We start from the raw sequence: 19,111 nt of genomic DNA on the forward strand, positions 1-19,111 counted from the left end.
AGCTGCCGGGCGTCGACGAGCGGGTCGCTCGGCTGTGCCAGGGTGTGCGCCGTGTTCCCCGCAGGGCGCGTGCCCCCGCAGCCCGCCCCGTGAGCGTCCCCGCCTCCATCAGCCCGCGCCGTGGGCGATCGGCCGCGGGCGCCGGCCGCCACCCCGCGCAGGTCATCGCCACCGCCTTCGCCGCCGCCGTCGCCGTCGGCACCGCCCTGCTGATGCTCCCCGTGTCGACGGCCGGGGAGGAGCGGGCCGACCTGCTCACCGCGCTCTTCCACGCGACCTCGGCCGTGTGCGTCACCGGCCTGGCGACCGTCGACACCGGGACCTACTGGTCCGGCTTCGGGCAGGGGGTCATCCTGCTGCTCATCCAGGCCGGCGGCCTCGGCATCATGACGCTGGCCACCCTCGTGGCGCTCCTGCTGTCCCGCCGCCTCGGCCTGCGTGCCCGCCTGATCGCCCAGACCGAGACCAAGTCGCTGAGCGCCGCGGACGTGCGCCGCGTCATCGGCAAGGTGGTCGTCTTCAGCCTGGTGTGCGAGGCCGTCGTCGCCACCGTGCTCGCCCTCCGGTTCGCCACCGCCTACGGCGGGTCGCCCGTCGACGCCCTCTACTTCGGCGTCTTCCACGCAGTCTCGGCCTTCAACAACGCCGGCTTCGGGCTGTTCTCCGACAGCCTGGTGGGGTTCGTGGGCGATTCGTGGATCACCGGGACCATCGCGCTCGCGGTGATCGTCGGCGGGCTCGGCTTCCCGGTCGTGTTCGAGCTGCTGCGCTCGTGGCGGCACCCCCGGTCGTGGTCGGTCCTGACCCGCATCACCGTGCTCGTCAGCGTCGTGCTCCTCGTCGTCGGCACCGCCGGGATGCTCGCCTTCGAGGGCCGCAACCCCGACACCCTCGGCGGGCTGGACCCGGCCCGCGCCGTGCTCGCCGCCTTCGTGGCGGCCGTCATGCCGCGCACGGCGGGGTTCAACAACCTCGACATCGGCGCCTACCAGCCCGAGACGCTGCTGCTCACCGACGTCCTGATGTTCATCGGCGGGGGCAGCGCGGGCACCGCCGGGGGCATCAAGGTGACCACCTTCGGCCTGCTCGCCTACGTGCTGTGGGCCGAGATGCGCGGCGACACCGACGTGGAGGTGGGTCGGCGCCGCGTCCCGGCCACCAACCAGCGCCAGGCCCTGGCCGTCGCCGTGCTGAGCATGGGCGTCGTCGTCCTCGGCACGCTGCTCATGGAGGTGCTCACGCCCTTCCCGTTCGAGCGCGTCCTGTTCGAGACGGTGTCGGCGTTCGCCACCGTCGGCCTGTCCACCGGGATCACCGCCGACCTCCCGGCGGCGGCGCAGGTGCTCGTCGTCGTCCTCATGTTCGTCGGCCGCATCGGACCGCTGACCCTCGCCTCGGGGCTCGCGATCCGGAACCGCGGACGGCGCCACCAGCTCCCCGAGGAGAGAACCATCGTTGGCTAGCCACAAGGACCCCGTCGCGGTCATCGGCCTGGGCCGGTTCGGCACCGCGCTCGCGCTCGAGCTCGCGGGCAACGGCACCGAGATCCTCGGCGTCGACAACCGCCCCGAGATCGTCCAGCGGCTGGCCGGGCAGCTCGGCCAGGTGGTCGTCGCCGACTCGACCGACGTCGACGCGCTGGAGGAGATCGGCATCGCTGACTTCACCCGCGTGGTGGTGGGCATCGGCACCGACCTGGAAGCCAGCATCCTCACCACCGCGCTGCTGGTGGACCTCGCGGTCCCCGACATCTGGGTCAAGGCGCTCAGCGTCCAGCACGCGAAGATCCTCGAGCGCATCGGCGCCCACCACGTGGTGTTCCCCGAGCACGAGATGGGGGAGCGGGTCGCCCACCTGGTCTCCGGCCGGCTGCTGGACTGGGTGGAGCTCGACCCGGAGTGGGTGTTCGCCAAGACCCGGCCGCCGCGGGAGCTGGTCGGCGTGCCGCTGGGGGAGTCGCGGCTGCGGAAGCGGCACAACGTCACGGTGGTCTCCGTCAAGCCCGAGGCCGCGAGCAGCTTCACCCACGCCGGCCTGGACACCGTGCTCACCTACGGCGCCGAGATCGTGATCGCCGGACGCCCGCGCGACGTCGAGCGGTTCGTCGACCTGGACTGATCCCGCGCTCGACGGCCCGTCAGCGGCCGCGGCAGCAGTAGACGGTCAGCGGGGCGCGCTTGCCGAACCGGAACCCGGTGGCCGGCTCGCCCATCTCGCCGTCGTAGGCCACCCGCTGCGGACCGGACCGGGAGACCACCGCCAGCTCCCGCGCCTGGAACCTGCCGTAGCAGCGGCTGCGCTCGCCGACCCCGAACAGGGTGGCCAGCACCGCCCGGGTGCGGCCGAACCGCAGGTCCGCGCGCAGGTACTGCACGTCGAGCAGGCCGTCCTCCAGCCGCGGGCGCCAGGCCGGCGACAGCCCGCGCGGGGTGTAGAGGCAGTTGCCGACGAACAGGATCCAGACCCGCAGCGGGCGTCCGTCCACCTCGAGCTCCACCGGCGTCCCGGTGCGCAGGACCTGCGCGGCCGCCACGGTCAGCGCCAGCCACTTGCCCAGCCGCCCGGCGAGCCGGTCGCGGCGGCGCACCATCTCCGGATAGGCGCCGATGCTCGAGGTGTTGAGGAACGGCGTCCCGTTGACCTCGGCGACGTCCACGGTGACCGCCTCCCCGGCCAGCACCGCGTCGACGGCGTCCTGCGGGGTGAGCAGGCCGACGTCGCGGGCGAAGTGGTTGAGCGTCCCGGCGGGGATGACCGCGAGCGGCAGCCCGTGCTCCAGCGCGACCGCGGCGGCCGCGGCCACGCTGCCGTCGCCCCCGGCCACGCCCAGCGCCCGGGCGCCGTCGCGGGCCGCCGTCCCGAGGAGCTCGTCGACGCCGGCCTCCTCCGTCGTCTCCAGCACCCGCGCGCGGGGGAGCAGCCGGCGGATGTCCTCGGCGGGGTCGTAGTCGGCGGGGCCGCTGCGCGGGTTGACCGCCACGGTCAGGCCCTCGCCGTCGGGCAGGGCGGGCGCCGTCGAGGCCGGTCGCACGCGGGCCGGCTCCGTCGGCCGGACCCGCCACCAGTGCTGCGTCGCGGCGGCCACGCCCGCGCCGACGGCGAACCCGGCGACGACGTCCCCGGGGTAGTGCACCCCCACGTGCACCCGGGAGTAGCCGACGGCGAGCCCGACCGGGGCCAGCGCGGCCCCGGCCGGCAGGGACTCCATCGCGAGCCCCGTGACGAAGGCCGCGGCGGAGGCGGAGTGCCCGCTGGGGAACGACGACGACGTGGGCGAGCGGCGCAGCAGCCGGTCGGGGTGCCCGCTGTGCACGGGCCGCACGCGCCGGAACAGCGTCTTGAGGACGGCGTTGACCAGCGCGCTGGTGATCGCCATGGAGCCCGCCCCCCGCAGTGCGCCCCGGCGCAGGCTGCCCCGGCGCAGCGCCAGCAGGCCGCCGACGGCCAGCCAGAGCCGGCCGTGGTCCGCCGCGGTGGTGAGCCGGTGCAGCCACCGGTCGGCGGGGGAGCTGGGCAGCCCGCCGATGTAGGCGTGCAGGCGGACGTCCAGGTTCCGGGCGGAGGGCACGGCCGGACGCTAGTGCAGCCCGCGCCCGGGCTGGGTCCGTCGGCGGCGGCCGGGTGCGGCGCCCGGGAGGGTCGTCTAGTCGGCCGTCTCGATCGCCGCGGCGACCAGCTCGGCGATCCGCTGCTGGCCGGCCTCGGTGGGGTGCAGGTCGTCGTCGAGCAGTTCGATGTCCGCGTCCATCAGGGGCACGTACACCCGCCCGGCCTCGTCGGTGGCCTCGCGCAGGGCGGCGTCGATGACCGCGAGCTCCGCCTCGTCGGCGGCGGGGACGCGCGGCGGGCCCACGACCACCACGGTGGGCACGTCCTCGAGCTGTTCCAGGACGTCGGCCGCGGCCGCGCCCACCTCGTCCGGTGTGCCCAGCAGGGAGTCGTTGACGCTGCCCTGCACCACGACGACGTCGCCCTCCGGCGGGTCGGAGTCCAGCCGCTGGCCGTACCGGAACGGGGCGGTCATGCAGAAGCCGGGGGTCGTGTAGCCGGTGGCGCCCACGCCGTCGACGACCACCTCGGCTCCGAGCCGTTCGCCCAGCGCGGTGGGCCACGCCACCTCGGGGCCGGACAGGCCGGTGCCCCGCGTGTAGGAGTCGCCCAGCACGGTGATGGTGGGGCTGCCACTGGTGACCGGTTCGGCCAGCCGCTGTTCCCGGGCCTCGATGGCCGGGCCGCATTCCCCCGCGTCCTCGCGTGATTCCCCGGCGTCCTCGCGTGCGGCACCGTCGGCGACCCCCAGCGAGGCGGCTCCGACGACGAGCAGGGCAGCCCCCGCGGCGATCCAGGGGCGCTGCCGCGTCATGGCGCGCACGCTACGTGGGCCGGCTCCTCGGTGGCGGCGGACGGACCGTGCGAGGCGCCAGCTACGTCCAGCGGTCGCCCGGCGGACCGGCTCTCCAGCGGCTCGTGCCGTCGCGGCGTGCGTGAGGACTCAGCCGGGTGATCCACGGCATCCGGGCCACGTAGAACGGCATCGTCCAGCCGACCGGCGCCAGGACCAGCAGCCTCAGCCAGACCGGCGCGCCGTCCAGCAGCCAGCCCAGCGTGGAACCGAGAGCGAACCACGCCGGGAAGAACACCCAGGGCCTCACCCCGAACAGGTAGCGCGGATCCCGGAGTCGCACGCGGCGATGATCTCCGGTCGGACCCGTCCGGCGTCTGCCCTGCGCGCCGCGCTGCACCGAACGGGTGACGCGCGACGACCAGGGGAGGGAGGCGCGGGTCCGGGGGGCACCGGGTCAGTGCCGGGTGCGTGCCGCCCTGTTCGGCAGCGGCGCCAGCCGCCGGGGCTCGACCGAACCCCGGTACTCGAACTGGACCGCGCCGTGCGGGCCGAACGTCTCGATCGGCCCGACGACGCGCAGCGTCGACCAGTCGGCCACGGCCCACGCGTCGTCGGCGGTGATCTGGCGTTCCAGTTGGTGGCGGAGCGCGGACGTCGCTCCGTGGAGATGGGCGAAGGGCATCGCCGTCGTCGTCCGGTACCTGCTCATGTCCGGGAAGTTCGGGTCCGATCACCGATCGCTGAACCGGCCTCGCCGACGTTCACCCGAACGGGTGAGGGTGCGCGTCTGACCTGCGCGTTCACCGGCCGGGGTGGCGGAGGAAAGGACGATGACGTTCCGAAATCGGGTCCGCCGTGCGCCGGCTACTCCGTCTTCCGGCGGGCGCGGTAGGCGGCGACGGTGGAGCGGCTGGCGCAGGTGTTGGAGCAGTACCGGCGGCTGGCGTTGCGCGAGGTGTCGACGTAGACGTCGTCGCAGTTCTCGGCCGCGCAGACGCCCAGGCGCTGCCAGCCGTGCTGCACGACCACCTGCGACAGGCCCATGGCCACCGTCGTCGTCAGCTGCTCGAGTGCCGGGGAGTCGGGGGCGGCGTAGTGCAGGTGCAGCTCCCCGTCGTGGTCGGTGGCGTAGGGCCGCGGCCGGGCCAGCGCGAGGAGCTCGTTGAGCCGGTCCAGGACGTCGGCCTGCGACTCGGCCAGCGCGACGGTGCGCACGAGCCCTGCCGTCGCGGCGGCGCGGTGCGTCTCGCCGGGGGAAAGGTCGAACGACGTGCCCGGGCTGAACCACTCGTGGTGGGAGTCCAGGAAGGCGCGCGCCCACCCCGGGTCGCCGCGCTCGGTGTTGGCCAGCTCGATCGCCAGCTCCACCGCCGTCGACCCGTAGGTGTCGTAATCCATGTGACTCCCTACCGATCCGTGCTACCGTCGCCGTCGTAGGTGGTCAACGGGTTTTGACCACCTACCGATTCCTCCCCAGCAAGTGCGAAACGAGCTCCGCCGTGCGTGCCTACCTCCCTGTCTGGCGGCTTCCGTCCGCCCCTGTCCTGCTGTTCGCCGGCTTCGCCGGCCGGCTCCCCTCGGCCATGGTGCCGCTGGCGCTGCTGCTCATGGTGCAGCAGCAGACGGGGTCGTACGCGGTGGCCGGGCTCGCGGCGGCGACGCTCGGGGTCGCCTCCGCGGTCATGGCACCGGTCCTCGGCCGGCTCGCCGACCGCCGTGGCCCCCGCTCGATCCTGCTCGTGCAGGCAGCCGCCTACCCGCTGCTGCTCGCCCTCCTGATCGCCGTCGCCCTCGGCGGGGCGCCGGACGCCGCCGTCGTCGCCGCGTCGGCCGGTGCCGGAGCGGCCACCCCGCTGGTGTCGGGCACCGTGCGCGCGCTGTGGTCGCGGGTCGACCCCCGGGTGCGCCCCACCGCCTACGCGCTGGACGCCACCGCCACCGAGCTCGTCTTCGTCGTGGGCCCCTCGCTGGTCGCCGCGCTCGCCGTCTTCGCCTCGCCCGCCCTGGCCGTGGGCGTCGCGGGCGTCCTCGCCGTCGGCGGCGCCCTGGGCATCGCCACCTCCGCGGCCACCCGGGCGTACGTCCCCTCGCCCGGGGCGAGCGCGGGCATGTTCTCCACCGTCCGCACCCCGGGCATGCCGCGGCTGCTGCTCAGCGGCGCCGCGCTGATGCTCGGGTTCGGCGCGCTCGAGGTCGCCGTCCCGGCGTTCGCGGAGCAGATCGGCGCTCCCGGCATGTCCGGCCTGCTGCTCGCGCTGTGGGCGCTCGGCTCGACCATCGGCGGCCTGTGGTTCGGCGCGCGGGTGCTGAGCATGTCACTGCCCCGGCAGTACCGGCTGCTGCTGCTCGGCGTCACGATCGGGCTGGCGCCCCTGGCCTGGATCTCCAGCCCGTGGGCGCTGGGGGTGCTGCTCTTCCTCGGCGGGACGGCGATCGCGCCCACGCTGACCGTGCAGAACACCCTCGTCGGCTCGATGGCGCCCGACCACGCCACCACGGAGGCCTTCACCTGGCTGTCCACCATCACCGTGGGTGCGTCGGCCGTCGGTGCGGCGCTCGGCGGCGCGCTCATCGAGGGACGCTTCGGGGTCAGCGGCAGCCTCGCGCTGGCCACCGTCGGCGCCGCGGTCGCCGTCGGCATCACGCTGGTGCCGGGCCGTCGCCCCTCGGTGCTCGCACCGAACGCCGTCCGCGAGCCCGTCGCCGCCTGAGCCCTCCGTGCGGGAGCCGCCGCACGTCGCCGCAGCCGCCGTGGGCCGCGGCTGCGGCACTGCGCGGCGGCTCTCGCACGGAGCTCCGGCCCCCTGGGGGCGGCGTCCGGGGCGCTGGTAGTCTCTCCGTCGGCGGTTACGAGGACACTCGGACCCCGGGAGGCTTCGCCTAGTCCGGTCTATGGCGCCGCACTGCTAATGCGGTTTGGGTTAATCCCCATCCCGGGTTCAAATCCCGGAGCCTCCGCGCACGACAACTGAACATCGGCACCCGTAGCTCAACGGATAGAGCATCTGACTACGGATCAGAAGGTTAGGGGTTCGAATCCCTTCGGGTGCACGTCTGGTTGAGACACCGAGCGGCCCCGCACTTCGACGGAAGTGCGGGGCCGCTTCGTCGTGCGCGGAGCGTGCGCCGCCGCGAACGTTGCGATCCGGTGACGGCGGCCCCGCAGGACGTCGTCTCTTTGCCGTCACGTGACGATTCGCCCGATCCCGTAGGGAAACGGGTGCGATGCGGGCACGGGGGACAGGTGGCCCGCCCTCGCGGCGGACCGAGCCCTGTCGCCGTCGAAGGAGTTCCGTGCCCGTCCCGCCTCCCGGTGGACTGCCGCTGCCCGCAGTCGAGCCGGCCCCGCCCGCGCGTCCGCGCCGGTTCCGGGCGCTGCTGCTCCTGGTGCTCGCCGTCGTCCTGGCCGGCGCGCTCACCGCCGGTCTCGCCTGGCCGCTGGTCGGCGGTGCCGCCTTGGCCACCCGGACCACCGCCGACATGTTCCAGCCGGCGGGCGACGACCTGCTGGACCGGACGCCGCCCGGCAACACCCGCATCCTCGCCGCCGACGGCACCCTCATCGCCGAGCTGTTCCAGCGGAACCGCACCGTGGTCCCCAGCGAGGCGATCGCGCCGGTGATGAAGGACGCCCTGGTCGCGATCGAGGACGCCCGCTTCTACGAGCACTCCGGTGTCGACGGGAAGGGGCTGGCGCGGGCGCTGGTCACCAACGTGCGGGCGGGCGACGTCGTCCAGGGCGGTTCGACGCTGACCCAGCAGCTGGTCAAGCAGATCCGGCTCCAGACAGCCGACGACGCCGAGGGCCGCCAGGGCGCCACCGAGCAGAGCGTGGGCCGCAAGCTCCGCGAGGCGCAGCTGGCCCTCGGCATGGAGAAGCGCTACAGCAAGGACGAGATCCTCACCCGCTACCTCAACCGCGTGTACTTCGGTGCCGGCGCCTACGGCGTCGCCGCTGCCGCCGAGGCCTACTTCGGCGTGACGCCGGACGCCCTCACCCTGGCGCAGGCCGCCACGCTCGCCGGGCTGGTGCAGAGCCCCTCCGCCTACGACCCCTTCGTCGCGCCGGAGCGGGCGACCGAGCGCCGGGACGTCGTCCTGGCCCGCATGGTTGAGCTGGACATGGTCGACCAGCAGGCGGCCGACGAGGCGAGCGCCGACCCGGTCGTCCTCCAGCCCGGCGAGGGCCCCGCCCGGGGCTGCCGCGAGGCGCGGACAGCCGGCTTCTTCTGCGACTACGTGCTGCAGTACCTCACCGACGAGCTCGACCTGTCGCGCGAGCAGATCGAGACCGGCGGCCTCACGGTGCAGACCACGCTGGACCCGGTCATGCAGCAGACCGGGGACGCCGCGGTGCGCAAGGCCCTGGCGGTCGAGGACCCGCGGGCGGGCGTCTACACCGCCGTCCAGCCGGGCACCGGCCGCGTGCTGGCCATGTCGGTCAACCGCATCTTCGGCGCCGACGGGGAAGATCCGAGCCGCACCTCGGTCAACCTCGGGCTGGTCTCCGGCGCGGGTGCCGGGTCGATCTACAAGGTCTTCACCGCCGCCGCCGCGCTCGAGGCCGGCTTCGGGCTGGACCACGTCATCACCACGCCCAACCCGTACGAGTCCGCGGTGTACGAGGACGGCGGCGAGCCGTACGCGGTGCAGAACTACAGCGACAACTACCCGGCGACGCTGAACATGGAGGAGGCGCTGTACCGCTCCTCGAACACCTACTTCCTGGCGCTGGAGGACCAGCTCGGCTCGGTCGAGGGGCCGGTGCGCATGGCGCAGCGTCTCGGGCTCACCTCGCTGGACCCGGTGGCCGACACCATCGTGGCGGAGAACCGTGGGTCGTTCACCTTCGGCTCGGAGTCGACCAGCCCGCTGGCCCTGGCCAACGCCTACGCGACGCTGGCCGCGGGTGGCCAGCGCTGCGCGCCCACCCCCGTCGAGGCCGTGCTCGACCGCGACGGCGAGCCGCTCACCGACTCCGAGGGGCAGCCGCTGGGCGGCCCGGGGCCCTGCGAGCAGGTGGTGGACGTCGGGTTGGCCAACACCCTCAGCCAGGCACTGCGCAAGGACGTCGAGCCCGGCACCCCGGGACAGACGGGCGGAGCGGCCTACATCCCCGGACGTGAGATCGCCGGCAAGACCGGGACGACGCAGAACCGCTACTCGGTCGGGTTCGTGGGCTTCACGCCGCAGGTGTCCGCGAGCGTCATGGTCTTCGACCCGGTGGCCAACCGGGACATCGGCGGCACCGGTGGCGGCCTGGCCGCCCCCATCTGGCACGACGCGCTGGCACCGATCCTGCCGTTCTGGCCCGAGGCGTCGTTCGCGCCGGCCGACCCGCGGTACGTCTGGGGCGCCCGTCAGACCGTGCCCGGGGGCTGCATCGGGGCCGGTGAGGACCGCTGCCGAGCGCTGCTCTCCGGCGTCGGGCTGGCCGCCGCCGTCACCCCGGTGGACAGCCCTCGCCGCCCCGGCATCGTCGTCGCGGTGCAGCCGGGGCCCGGTGCGATCGCCAGCACGGACCAGCCGGTGGCGGTCCTGGTGAGCAACGGCGCCCGCTGGGCGCCCCCGCCGCCCCCGCGGCCGGAGCCGACCCCCGAATCCCAGCCGCGACGCGCTCCCGCGCCGGCCCCGGCGCCCGCGCCCGCACCGACGCCGGAGCCGCCGCCGCCTCCGGCGCCCACCCCGACCCCGGAGCCGGCGCCGGCCCCTGCACCTGCCCCCGCACCCGCACCCGCACCGGCACCCGCACCCGCACCCGCACCTGCCCCCGCGCCCGCACCGTCCCCCGAACCGACGCCCACGCCCACCCCGGAGCCGCCGCCTCCGCCTCCGCCTCCGGCGCCGACCCCGACGCCCGAGCCGACGCCTGAACCCGAGCCGACGCCCGAGCCGACGCCCGAGCCGACGCCCGAGCCGACGCCCGAGCCGACGCCTGAACCCGAGCCGACGCCCGAGCCGACGCCCGAGCCCGAGCCGACGCCCGAGCCCGAGCCGACGCCCGAGCCGGAGCCGGAGCCCGGCCAGGCGCCCGCGCCCGCCGCGTAGCGACGGCGCCGGAGAACCGGCGTCCAGCGCTTGTGGCCCAGGGGTGCTGTGCCGGTTGCCCACCGTGCGTCACGAGGCGGAGGTGCTCGAACCGGCGCACGCAGGCCTGCTGATCCAGCAGCAGACGGGCAGGCCGCAGGACGACGACGCGACGCGGCTGGTCGGCCGAGTTCGCCGGGCCCGGCGGGTGGGGAGTGTGGGGGCGGGGGGCCGGTCCTGGCGGTCTGGCCGCGTTGGTCGGTCCACCCAGCGATGGGTGGCCATTCGTTGCCGGCTGCCCCCGCCCGAGACCACTGTGACCCCGGTCACTCGGGTCCGTCAACCCGTCGTCGGCGTGTCCCTCCCGGGCCGGGAGTCCGGGGCGAGGCGGACCCGCCGGGCCAGCCGCAGCGCGGTCAGGGCGATCCGCCCGGACCGGCTGGTCAGGCGGCCGCGGTAGTCGGCGATCGCGGCGTTCCACTGCGGATCGGCGTAGGTCGGGTAGGGGTGCATCGCCCCGGTGAGGTGCGAGGTCGTCAGCCCACGGGAGACCGCCAGGGTCAGCTCGGTGAGCGCCTCGCCGGCCCGTGGCCCCACGACCGTGGCCCCGCGCACCCGGTGCCGGGCGTCCACGACCAGCCGGGTGAAGCCCTCCGTCGACTGCTCGGCGATGGCCCGGTCCGCACGGCGCAGCGGCTGCGTGTGCACCCGCCGGCCGGCCCCCGGCTCGCCCGTGGGCTCGCCGACCGCGGCCACCTCGGGGCGGGTGAAGGTCACGCGCGGCACCGCCGACAGGTCGACCCGGCGGCGCAGGCCGAGGACGGCGTTCGTGGCGGCGAGGTTGCCGTGCACCCCGGCGACATGGGTGAACGCGGGATGCCCGGTGACGTCGCCGGCAGCCCAGATGCGGGGGTTCGTCGTGCGCAGCGCGTCGTCGACGACCACGCTGCCGTCCTCGTCCGTCGCGACACCGGCCGCGTCGAGCCCGAGGCCCTCGGTCCGCGGAGCCCGCCCGACGGTGACCAGCAGCCGGTCGAAGTCGGCTCCGCTGCCGTCCGGGAGGTGCAGCCGGCCCTGCCGCCCGTCGCCCGTGACGCGGACGGGCGCGCTGCCGAGGCGCATGTCCACGCCGTCCCGGCGCAGCGCGTCGGTCAGGACCTCCGCGGCCCGCGGGTCCTCGCCGGGCAGCAGCCGGTCGCCGGCCTCCACGAGGGTCACGTGGACGCCGAGCCGCGCGAACGCCTGGGCGAGCTCGCAGCCGCTGGTGCCGCCGCCCAGGACGGCGAGCCGGTCCGGCAGATCCGGCAGGGACCAGATCGAGTCGGTGGTCAGCGGGTCGACGTCGGCCAGGCCGGTCAGGTCGGGCATCCGCGGGGCCGAGCCCGTGCACACCAGCGCCTGGCGGAACCGGACGGGCACGCCGTCGACCTCGGCGCGGGTCGCTCCCGTGAACCGGACGGAGCCGGACGCCGTCCCGGCCCCGGAGGCGCGGACGGCGTCCGGGGAGTCGACCGGGGCGATGGTGTCGATCGCCTGCCGGACGGCGGCGAGGACGGCCGGCCCGTCCACGCGGACGTCCCCGACGTGCACGCCGTACCTCTCCGCGACCCGCGCATCGGCGGCGGCGTGGGCCGCGGCCAGCAGCGCCTTGGACGGCACGCACCCGGTCCACAGGCAGTCGCCGCCGAAGCGCTCCCGCTCGACGAGCAGGACCCGGGCACCGAGCGCCGCGGCGACCTGGGCGCCGATCAGGCCGGCCGTGCCGGCGCCGACGACGAGCAGGTCCCAGCGGCGACGGGCGAGGGCGGAGGGAGGCATGCCCCACCCTGGCACCGCTGTCCGGGGATCTCCCGCGGCGGAGCGCCGGTCGCTGATGGGGAGCGTGCGGGCCGGGCCGTGGTGGCACGGCCCTCCCCGCGTGGCGGACGCCCGGATGCCGACACTCCGGCGACACGCCGGGGAGGACTCCGGCGATCCGGTGAGGCCCTGGCGACGATGCGTCACCTCGGTCATCATCGGAACCCGGACGAGTCGATGCCGGGAGGGCAGGCCGATCTCCACCAGTCACCCCGGCGCCACCCGATCGGCGGCGTTCCGGCGCCCCGGCGTGCTCGCCGGCCTCGTCCTGGCCTGCGCGGTCTCCGGTGTCCTCGCTGCCGCGCCGGCCGCGGCCATCGACGATCTGACCCACCCCGATGCCCGCGTCACCCACGCCCCGAGCTGCCGGCCCGGCGGCCTGGTGGTCGAGGTCGTCGCCGGCACGGCGCCCTACGCCGTCCGGCTGGCCACGACCCGCGAGCCCGGCGGCGAGGACGAGGCGCTGCTGCAGCCGGGGCAGACCGTGGTCCTGCGCACCGCCGACGTCGCCCCGGGGGAGACGATCGACGGCCGCCTCGAGTACGCCGCCCAGGACGGGTCGGGGACCACGTTCGTCGACGAGCTCGCCGACCACACGTACACCCGGCCCGGTGCCGAGGAGTGCGCCGTCGCCACCGAACCGCCGCCCAGCGCGCCGCCGCCGTCCCCGCCGGCGCCCACCCCCGATCCGGGACCGACGACCGGCCCGGGGCCGACGACCGGCCCGGGGCCGACGCCGGGTCCGGGGCCGACACCCGCCCCCGCGCCGGTGGTCCCGGCCGAGCCCACGGGCCCGACGTCGCCGTCGACCCAGCGACCTACGGGCCCGACGTCGCCGTCGTCCTCCCGGCCCACGCCTCCGTCGTCCTCGCCGGCGGGTACGCCGTCCGCCTCCGTCTCCGCGACCACGTCCGCTCGACCCCCGTCCACCTCCGCTCGGCCGACGACGTCGGCGGCCGGGGGCGGGGAGACCCAGACCCCCGTGGCCGCCGGTGGCACCGTCCGGCTCCGGGCGGAGGGCTACCGGCCCGGCGAGCGGGTCACCATCACGCTGCGGGACGGCGGCGAGGTGCTGGGCTCGGCCACGGCCGACGACGACGGTTCGGTCACCGCCGAGGTGCTCATCCCGGCGTGGACCGCGGCTGGTCCCGCGGCGCTGGACGTCGTGGGCGACAGCTCGGCCGCCGTCGCCGATGTCCCCCTCGACGTGGCCGCGGACGCCACCGCCCCCGCGCCGGACGAGGCGTCGACCGTGCCGCTGCTGGCGGCCGCCGGCGCGCTCGCGGTCACCGGGACGGGGCTGGTGTCCATGACCGCGCGGCGACGACCCGGGCGGCTCGAGCGGCGGCACCGCGGCGGACACCGGCTGGGCCGCTGACCGGACGACGCCGCCGGGACGGTTTCAGCCCGGCCTCATCCGGGGACCACGCTGGCGTGCCACGGTCGGAGGACGCGCTCGCGCGCGGGATCCCCCGCGACGCCGCCGCCGTTCCCGGGGTCGCCCCCCGCCCCGCCGAGACGTGGTTGCGCATCGTGCAGGTGCACGACCGCATCACCCGGCGGGTCGACTCGGCCCTGCACCGCCAGCACGACCTCTCGCTCACGGGGTTCGAGGCGCTCCGGCGGATCGCGGACGCACCGGGGGAGCGGGCCTCCATGGGCGAGGTCGCCGAGGCCCTGGGGCTGTCCCGGCCCGGGGTGACGAGCACCGTGAGCCGGCTGGTCGCCGACGGCCTCGTGCTGCGCGAACGGGGCGACGCCGACCGGCGGGTGCTGCACGCGAAGCTGACCCCCGCGGGGCGGCAGCGGGTCACCGAGGCGGCGCGCACGCACGACGAGCTCGTGGCGCACCTGCTGACCCTGCTCGGGGACGACGCCGCCGTCGTCACCGATGCCCTGGCGCGGGTGTCCTCGGCGGCGCGGTCCCGGCACTGATCCGGGCCCGTCGGCCCTGGTTACCGGCGGGTTCGCATCGTTGCCGCTTCGTTGTCCTCCGGCACTGTCCGCGTCCCCGGCCTGTGCTTGCATGTGCGACGCAGGTCACCGAGCCGGCGGAGCAGGTGGCGGACCAGGGGGCGACGACGATGCAGCGAAGCCTCCGGAGCGTTCCGGCGCTCCTCCCGGTGGCGGCCGGCGCGCATCCCGGCCGCGGGGACGAGGCGGGAAGCGGCCCGTCGGGGCCCGCCCGGACCGTCGAGCCCACCCGGCGGGTCGACCAGCCGCTCCCCGGCTGACCCACCCGCACGATCCCGATCGCACGCCCAGCAACTGGAGGACTCCCATGCGCCCCATCCGACGGACCGCACCCGCCCTGATCGCGATCTCCGTGCTCACCCTCGCCGCTGCCTGCGGTGGGGACGACGAGGGCGGTTCCTCCGGCGGTGGTGGCGGCGAGGCCGCCTCCGACTACCCCACCGACGACATCACCCTCTACGTGCCCTACGCCGCGGGTGGCCCCACCGACCTCGCCGCGCGCACGATCGGCAGCTGCCTGGAGGACGAGTTCGGGCAGACCGTCGTCGTGCAGAACCGGGAGGGCGCCTCGGGCTCCATCGGTATGCAGGCCATGCTGGCGGAGGACGCCGACGGCTACACCCTGTCGCTGATCGCGGTGCCGGCGTCGGCCACCAACCCCCTGCAGGGGGACGACGTGGGCTACACCAACGACGACTACATCCCGATCGCGGCCCTCACCGAGATCCCGTCCGCGCTGATCGTCGGCCCGGACTCCGAGTACGCCGACGCCGAGGCCTTCTTCGAGTACGCGGCGGACAACCCGGGTGAGCTCAACGTCGGGGTCCCGGGGACGACGACGTCGCAGGCGATGGAGCTCACGCGCATGGCGGAGGAGTACGACACCGAGCTGACGCTGGTCCCGTACACCGGCAACGCCGAGATGACCACCGCCCTGCAGGGCGACGCCGTGGACGCGATCTTCATCAACAGCTCGCAGGACGTGCTGAACAACATCGAGGAGGGCGTGTTCGTGCCGCTGGCCGTCAGCACCCCCGAGCCGGTGGACTACATCGACGCCCCGCCGCTGGCGGAGGTCGGGTTCCCCGAGCTGACCAACAGCGTGTCGGTGTTCGGTCTCGCCGCTCCGGCCGGGACGCCGGACGACGTCGTCAGCACCCTCGAGGACACGGTGAGCACCTGCCTGGAGAAGCCGGAGACGGTCGAGCAGCTCGGCGAGCAGTACGTGCCGGACGAGTTCGTCGGCACCGATGCCTTCCAGAACCGGATCGAGGAGATCGTCGACGTCTACGGTCCGATCCTGCAGGACTGACCGAACGCCGCGGAGCCGGGCGACCGGCTCCGCGGCCCACCGGCGGGCCCGCCGCCGCTCCACGGGAGATCGATGTCCAAGCACCTCCACCGGCTGGCGCCGCTGGTCCTGCTGCTGTTCGGGATCGCCGCGATGCTCCAGGCACGCGACCTGTCGCTCGGGCAGCTCGACGCACCGGGCCCCGGACTGTGGCCGTTCATCGTCGCTGGTCTGCTCACGCTGACGGCGCTCATCCTGCTGTTCATCGACGACCCGGCCGACTACGAGCCGTGGACCCGCGGCACGGCCGGCATCGCGCTGGGGCTGATCAGCCTCGGCGTCTTCATCGTGCTGTTCCAGCAGATCGGCTTCCTGGTCCCGGCGGTGCTGATGCTGCTGATCTGGCTGCGCCTCTTCGCCCGGGAGCCCTGGCGCTGGGCGGTGCCGCTGGCGGTGATCGGCGCCGTGGTCTTCCACCTGGTCTTCGTCGAGGCTCTCGGCGTGCCCTTCCCCGACGACATCGTGCTGGGCGGCTGACGTGGGCATCCTGGACGGCCTCGGCGAGGGCTTCTCCGTCGCGCTGGACCCCACCAACATCCTCTACGTCTTCCTGGGCGTACTCATCGGCACGGTCATCGGCGTCCTCCCCGGGCTGGGCCCGACGGCGACCATCGCGCTGCTGCTACCGCTGACCTACGAGCTGGAGCCCGCGACCGCGGTGATCCTGCTGGCCGGCATCTACTACGGCTCGATGTACGGCGGCACGATCACCTCGGTGCTGCTGCAGCTGCCGGGTGAGGCGGCCTCGGTGGTGACCACCTTCGACGGCTACCAGATGGCCAAGCAGGGCCGCGCCGGACCGGCGCTCGGCATCGCCGCGGTGGGGTCCTTCATCGGCGGCACGATCTCGGTGGTCGGCCTGATCCTGCTGGCGCCCCCGCTGTCGGACCTGGCGGTGCAGTTCCAGGCGCCCGAGTACGTCGCGCTGACCGCGCTCGGCATCCTGCTGGTCACCTACCTCGGCACCAAGCACCCGGTGAAGGCGCTGTCCATGGCCGCGCTGGGCCTGTTCCTGGCCACGGTCGGGCGGGACGCCATCACGGCCACCAGCCGGTTCACCTTCGACCAGGTCGAGCTGTTCGACGGGCTGGACTTCGTGGCCGTGGCCATGGGCCTGTTCGGCGTCGGGGAGATCCTCTACAACCTGGAGAAGACCGAGAAGGCCGAGGCGGTCAAGAGCAAGCTCAAGAACATCTGGCCCTCCCGCCGCGACTTCCGGGACTCCTCCGGGGCCATCGCCCGCGGGTCCGTTCTGGGCTTCTTCCTCGGCGTGCTGCCGGGCGGCGGCGGGGTGATCTCCTCGCTGTCCTCCTACGCGCTCGAGAAGCGCCGCGCCCAGGACCCGAGCCGGTTCGGCAAGGGCGCCATCGAGGGCGTCGCGGGACCGGAGACGGCGAACAACGCGTCGTCCACGTCGGCGTTCGTCCCGCTGCTCACCCTCGGCATCCCGCCCAACGTCGTCCTGGCGCTGATCTACGGGGCGCTGCTCATCCAGGGCATCACCCCGGGGCCGCAGCTGATCGACGAGAACCCGGACATCTTCTGGGGCGTCATCGCGTCGATGTTCATCGGCAACCTGATGCTGCTGGCGCTCAACATCCCGCTGGTCGGGGTCTTCGTCCAGCTGCTGCGCGTGCGCGCGGGCATCCTGGCCGCGTTCGCCCTGCTCATCACCATGGCCGGCGTCTTCTCGGTCAACAACGACCCCTTCGACATGTGGGTCGTGCTGGTGTTCGGCATCATCGGCTGGCTCATGAAGAAGACCGGCTTCGAGCCGGGCCCGCTGGTGCTGGCCTTCGTGCTGGGCGCCATCCTCGAGTCGAACTTCCGCCGCTCGATGCTCATCTCCGGTGGAGAGTTCGACATCTTCGTCACCCGGCCGCTGTCGGGCGGGCTGTTCGCGGCGATCGCGCTGCTCATCCTCTACAGCACGGTGATGGGCATCCGGCGGCGGCGCAGCCGCAGCCGGCTCCCCGGCGTCGCCGAGGGCGAGCTCGCGGCGACCGGCACGGAGGCCGAGCCGGAGGGCACCGGGGGAGCGGCGGCCACCGACGGCCCGGCCGACGTCGGCACGACCACCGGCGGCTCGACCACCGGCGGCAGCACGCGCGTCGACGGCGACCGGCCCTGAGCCGCGGCCCCGGCGGGGGCTGGTGCAGAGTGGTCGGAGCCGGGCGCGGGTGCCCGCACGAGCGGACGGGGAGCCAGTGATCGACAAGAGGGTCGGGTCGCTCGTCGACGCCGTCGCCGACATCCAGGACGGCGCCACGGTGTTCGTCGGCGGATTCGGCAACTCCGGCATCCCGGTGGAGCTGGTGCACGCCGTCCTCGACCAGGGCGCCCGGGAGCTCACGCTGGTCACGAACAACGCCGGCAGCGGGGAGACCGACGTCGCCGCGCTCCTGCGCGAGCGGCGGGTCCGCAAGATCATCTGCTCGTACCCGCGGTCCAGCGGCTCGATCTGGTTCGAGGAGCGCTACCGCGCCGGCGAGCTGGAGCTCGAGCTCGTCCCGCAGGGCACGCTCAGCGAGCGGATGCGTGCGGCCGGCGCGGGCCTGGGCGGCTTCTTCACCCCCGCGGGCGCGGACTCGCTGCTCGCCGAGGGCAAGGAGGTGCGCATCATCAACGGCCGGCGGCACGTCTTCGAGGAGCCCCTGCACGGCGACGTCGCGCTGATCAAGGCACGCGCGGCCGACCGGTGGGGCAACCTCGTCTACTCCACGGCGGCGCGGAACTTCGGCCCCACCATGGCCACCGCGGCCACCCTGACCGTCGTCCAGGTGCGCGAGTTCGTCGAACTCGGCGACCTGGACCCCGAGTGCATCGTGACCCCCGGCATCTTCGTCGACCGGGTCGTGCAGGTGGAGGCGTCATGACCGGGCCCCGGCTCTCGCTGACCGACATGGCCCGCCGCGTGGCCCGCGACATCCCCAGCGGCGCCTACGTCAACCTCGGCATCGGCATGCCCACGCTGGTCGGTGACGTCGTCTCCCCCGAGAAGGAGATCGTCTACCACTCCGAGAACGGCATCCTCGGCATGGGACCGGCACCCGCCCCGGGCGAGGGCGACCCCGAGCTGATCAACGCCGGCAAGCAGCCGGTCACGCTGGTGCCCGGTGGCTCGTTCTTCCACCACACCGACTCGTTCATGATGATGCGCGGCGGCCACATCGACGTCACCGTGCTCGGCGGTTTCCAGGTGTCCGAGAAGGGCGACCTCGCCAACTGGGCCACCGACGAGGTCGGGCACCCGCCGGCGGTCGGCGGTGCGATGGACCTCGCGGTGGGCGCCAAGCGGGTGCTCGTGCTCATGACGCACACCACCAAGGACGGCCGGCCCAAGGTGCTCTCCTCGTGCACCTTCCCGCTCACCGCCGCCGCCGTCGTGGACCGCATCTACACCGAGCTGGCCGTCATGGACGTGACCCCCGAGGGCCTGGTCGTGCGCGAGATGGTCGCCGGCCTGGAGCGCGAGGAGCTGCAGGCCCGCACCGGCGCCCGGCTGGCCTTCGCCGACGACGTCCTCGTGCTGGAGCCCGGCGCCGTCTGAACGCACC

General features: G+C 74.6%; 17 protein-coding genes and 2 tRNA genes. 13 read left to right on the top strand and 6 right to left on the bottom strand.

What is annotated here, in order from left to right:
• Positions 1-89 precede the first annotated feature (89 nt).
• On the top strand, positions 90-1,463 hold the full coding sequence (locus ACI793_RS01015) for a TrkH family potassium uptake protein (RefSeq protein WP_456604505.1): 1,374 nt from the start codon (positions 90-92) through the stop codon (positions 1,461-1,463).
• Positions 1,456-2,118 carry a potassium channel family protein gene (locus ACI793_RS01020; RefSeq protein ID WP_456604506.1) on the top strand — a complete coding sequence of 221 codons (663 nt, stop codon included), beginning with the start codon at positions 1,456-1,458 and terminating at the stop codon, positions 2,116-2,118. Before ACI793_RS01015 ends, ACI793_RS01020 begins: the two co-directional genes overlap by 8 nt.
• A gap of 19 nt (positions 2,119-2,137) precedes the next feature.
• Here ACI793_RS01020 and ACI793_RS01025 read toward each other — a convergent pair whose 3' ends face one another.
• The 5 genes from ACI793_RS01025 to ACI793_RS01045 all read right to left on the bottom strand — a co-directional run bounded on the left by ACI793_RS01025 (position 2,138) and on the right by ACI793_RS01045 (position 5,743).
• Positions 2,138-3,568 (bottom strand): phosphatase PAP2 family protein, encoded by a 1,431-nt coding sequence (locus ACI793_RS01025; protein WP_456604507.1) that lies wholly within the window; start codon positions 3,566-3,568, stop codon positions 2,138-2,140.
• Positions 3,569-3,643: 75 nt separating this feature from the next.
• Positions 3,644-4,363 (bottom strand): SGNH/GDSL hydrolase family protein, encoded by a 720-nt coding sequence (locus tag ACI793_RS01030; protein WP_456604508.1) that lies wholly within the window; start codon positions 4,361-4,363, stop codon positions 3,644-3,646.
• Between the two features lie 61 nt (positions 4,364-4,424).
• Positions 4,425-4,685, bottom strand: a complete 261-nt coding sequence (locus ACI793_RS01035; protein WP_456604509.1) for a hypothetical protein — start codon at positions 4,683-4,685, stop codon at positions 4,425-4,427.
• A gap of 114 nt (positions 4,686-4,799) precedes the next feature.
• The gene (locus ACI793_RS01040) at positions 4,800-5,054 is read right to left on the bottom strand and encodes a hypothetical protein (RefSeq protein ID WP_456604510.1); all 255 of its coding nucleotides are present in this window, start codon (positions 5,052-5,054) and stop codon (positions 4,800-4,802) included.
• A gap of 155 nt (positions 5,055-5,209) precedes the next feature.
• On the bottom strand, positions 5,210-5,743 hold the full coding sequence (locus tag ACI793_RS01045) for a CGNR zinc finger domain-containing protein (protein ID WP_456604511.1): 534 nt from the start codon (positions 5,741-5,743) through the stop codon (positions 5,210-5,212).
• Between the two features lie 101 nt (positions 5,744-5,844).
• On the opposite strand from ACI793_RS01045, the gene ACI793_RS01050 reads away from it, so the two are divergent.
• The 4 genes from ACI793_RS01050 to ACI793_RS01065 all read left to right on the top strand — a co-directional run bounded on the left by ACI793_RS01050 (position 5,845) and on the right by ACI793_RS01065 (position 10,393).
• A complete protein-coding gene (locus ACI793_RS01050) occupies positions 5,845-7,056 on the top strand; it encodes an MFS transporter (protein ID WP_456604512.1) in 1,212 nt (403 codons plus the stop codon).
• A 158-nt stretch (positions 7,057-7,214) separates the two neighbouring features.
• Positions 7,215-7,303, top strand: a tRNA-Ser gene (locus tag ACI793_RS01055).
• Positions 7,304-7,323: 20 nt separating this feature from the next.
• Positions 7,324-7,396 (top strand) — tRNA-Arg (locus ACI793_RS01060).
• A 243-nt stretch (positions 7,397-7,639) separates the two neighbouring features.
• On the top strand, positions 7,640-10,393 hold the full coding sequence (locus tag ACI793_RS01065; protein WP_456604513.1) for a transglycosylase domain-containing protein: 2,754 nt from the start codon (positions 7,640-7,642) through the stop codon (positions 10,391-10,393).
• 318 nt (positions 10,394-10,711) lie between these two features.
• Here the strand turns inward: ACI793_RS01065 and ACI793_RS01070 are convergent, their stop codons facing one another.
• A complete protein-coding gene (locus ACI793_RS01070) occupies positions 10,712-12,190 on the bottom strand; it encodes a dihydrolipoyl dehydrogenase family protein (RefSeq protein ID WP_456604514.1) in 1,479 nt (492 codons plus the stop codon).
• A gap of 289 nt (positions 12,191-12,479) precedes the next feature.
• Here ACI793_RS01070 and ACI793_RS01075 point away from each other — a divergent pair, with 289 nt between their 5' ends.
• The 7 genes from ACI793_RS01075 (at position 12,480) to ACI793_RS01105 (ending at position 19,104) form a co-directional block, all read left to right on the top strand.
• Positions 12,480-13,607 carry a hypothetical protein gene (locus ACI793_RS01075; RefSeq protein WP_456604515.1) on the top strand — a complete coding sequence of 376 codons (1,128 nt, stop codon included), beginning with the start codon at positions 12,480-12,482 and terminating at the stop codon, positions 13,605-13,607.
• 56 nt (positions 13,608-13,663) lie between these two features.
• Complete coding sequence (locus ACI793_RS01080) at positions 13,664-14,164, top strand: MarR family winged helix-turn-helix transcriptional regulator (RefSeq protein ID WP_456604516.1); 501 nt, start codon at positions 13,664-13,666, stop codon at positions 14,162-14,164.
• A 346-nt stretch (positions 14,165-14,510) separates the two neighbouring features.
• Positions 14,511-15,515 (top strand): Bug family tripartite tricarboxylate transporter substrate binding protein, encoded by a 1,005-nt coding sequence (locus tag ACI793_RS01085; RefSeq protein WP_456604517.1) that lies wholly within the window; start codon positions 14,511-14,513, stop codon positions 15,513-15,515.
• A gap of 72 nt (positions 15,516-15,587) precedes the next feature.
• A complete protein-coding gene (locus ACI793_RS01090; protein ID WP_456604518.1) occupies positions 15,588-16,031 on the top strand; it encodes a tripartite tricarboxylate transporter TctB family protein in 444 nt (147 codons plus the stop codon).
• Between the two features lies 1 nt (position 16,032).
• The gene (locus ACI793_RS01095) at positions 16,033-17,685 is read left to right on the top strand and encodes a tripartite tricarboxylate transporter permease (RefSeq protein ID WP_456604519.1); all 1,653 of its coding nucleotides are present in this window, start codon (positions 16,033-16,035) and stop codon (positions 17,683-17,685) included.
• 76 nt (positions 17,686-17,761) lie between these two features.
• Entirely contained in the window at positions 17,762-18,430 is a 669-nt protein-coding gene (locus ACI793_RS01100) for a 3-oxoacid CoA-transferase subunit A (protein WP_456604520.1), read from the top strand.
• A complete protein-coding gene (locus tag ACI793_RS01105) occupies positions 18,427-19,104 on the top strand; it encodes a 3-oxoacid CoA-transferase subunit B (RefSeq protein ID WP_456604521.1) in 678 nt (225 codons plus the stop codon). The genes ACI793_RS01100 and ACI793_RS01105 overlap by 4 nt, the downstream gene beginning before the upstream one ends.
• Positions 19,105-19,111 lie beyond the last annotated feature (7 nt).

It is taken from the genome of Blastococcus sp. SYSU DS0617, assembly GCF_054051075.1.

What these genes read in the sequence shown, in the direction of transcription:
- ACI793_RS01030 (WP_456604508.1), bottom strand. Translation starts at nt 4,363, where the DNA reads ATGACGCGGCAGCGCCCCTGGATCGCCGCGGGGGCTGCCCTGCTCGTC.
- ACI793_RS01040 (WP_456604510.1), bottom strand. Translation starts at nt 5,054, where the DNA reads ATGAGCAGGTACCGGACGACGACGGCGATGCCCTTCGCCCATCTCCAC.
- ACI793_RS01045 (WP_456604511.1), bottom strand. Translation starts at nt 5,743, where the DNA reads ATGGATTACGACACCTACGGGTCGACGGCGGTGGAGCTGGCGATCGAG.
- ACI793_RS01070 (WP_456604514.1), bottom strand. Translation starts at nt 12,190, where the DNA reads ATGCCTCCCTCCGCCCTCGCCCGTCGCCGCTGGGACCTGCTCGTCGTC.
- ACI793_RS01085 (WP_456604517.1), top strand. Translation starts at nt 14,511, where the DNA reads ATGCGCCCCATCCGACGGACCGCACCCGCCCTGATCGCGATCTCCGTG.
- ACI793_RS01090 (WP_456604518.1), top strand. Translation starts at nt 15,588, where the DNA reads ATGTCCAAGCACCTCCACCGGCTGGCGCCGCTGGTCCTGCTGCTGTTC.
- ACI793_RS01105 (WP_456604521.1), top strand. Translation starts at nt 18,427, where the DNA reads ATGACCGGGCCCCGGCTCTCGCTGACCGACATGGCCCGCCGCGTGGCC.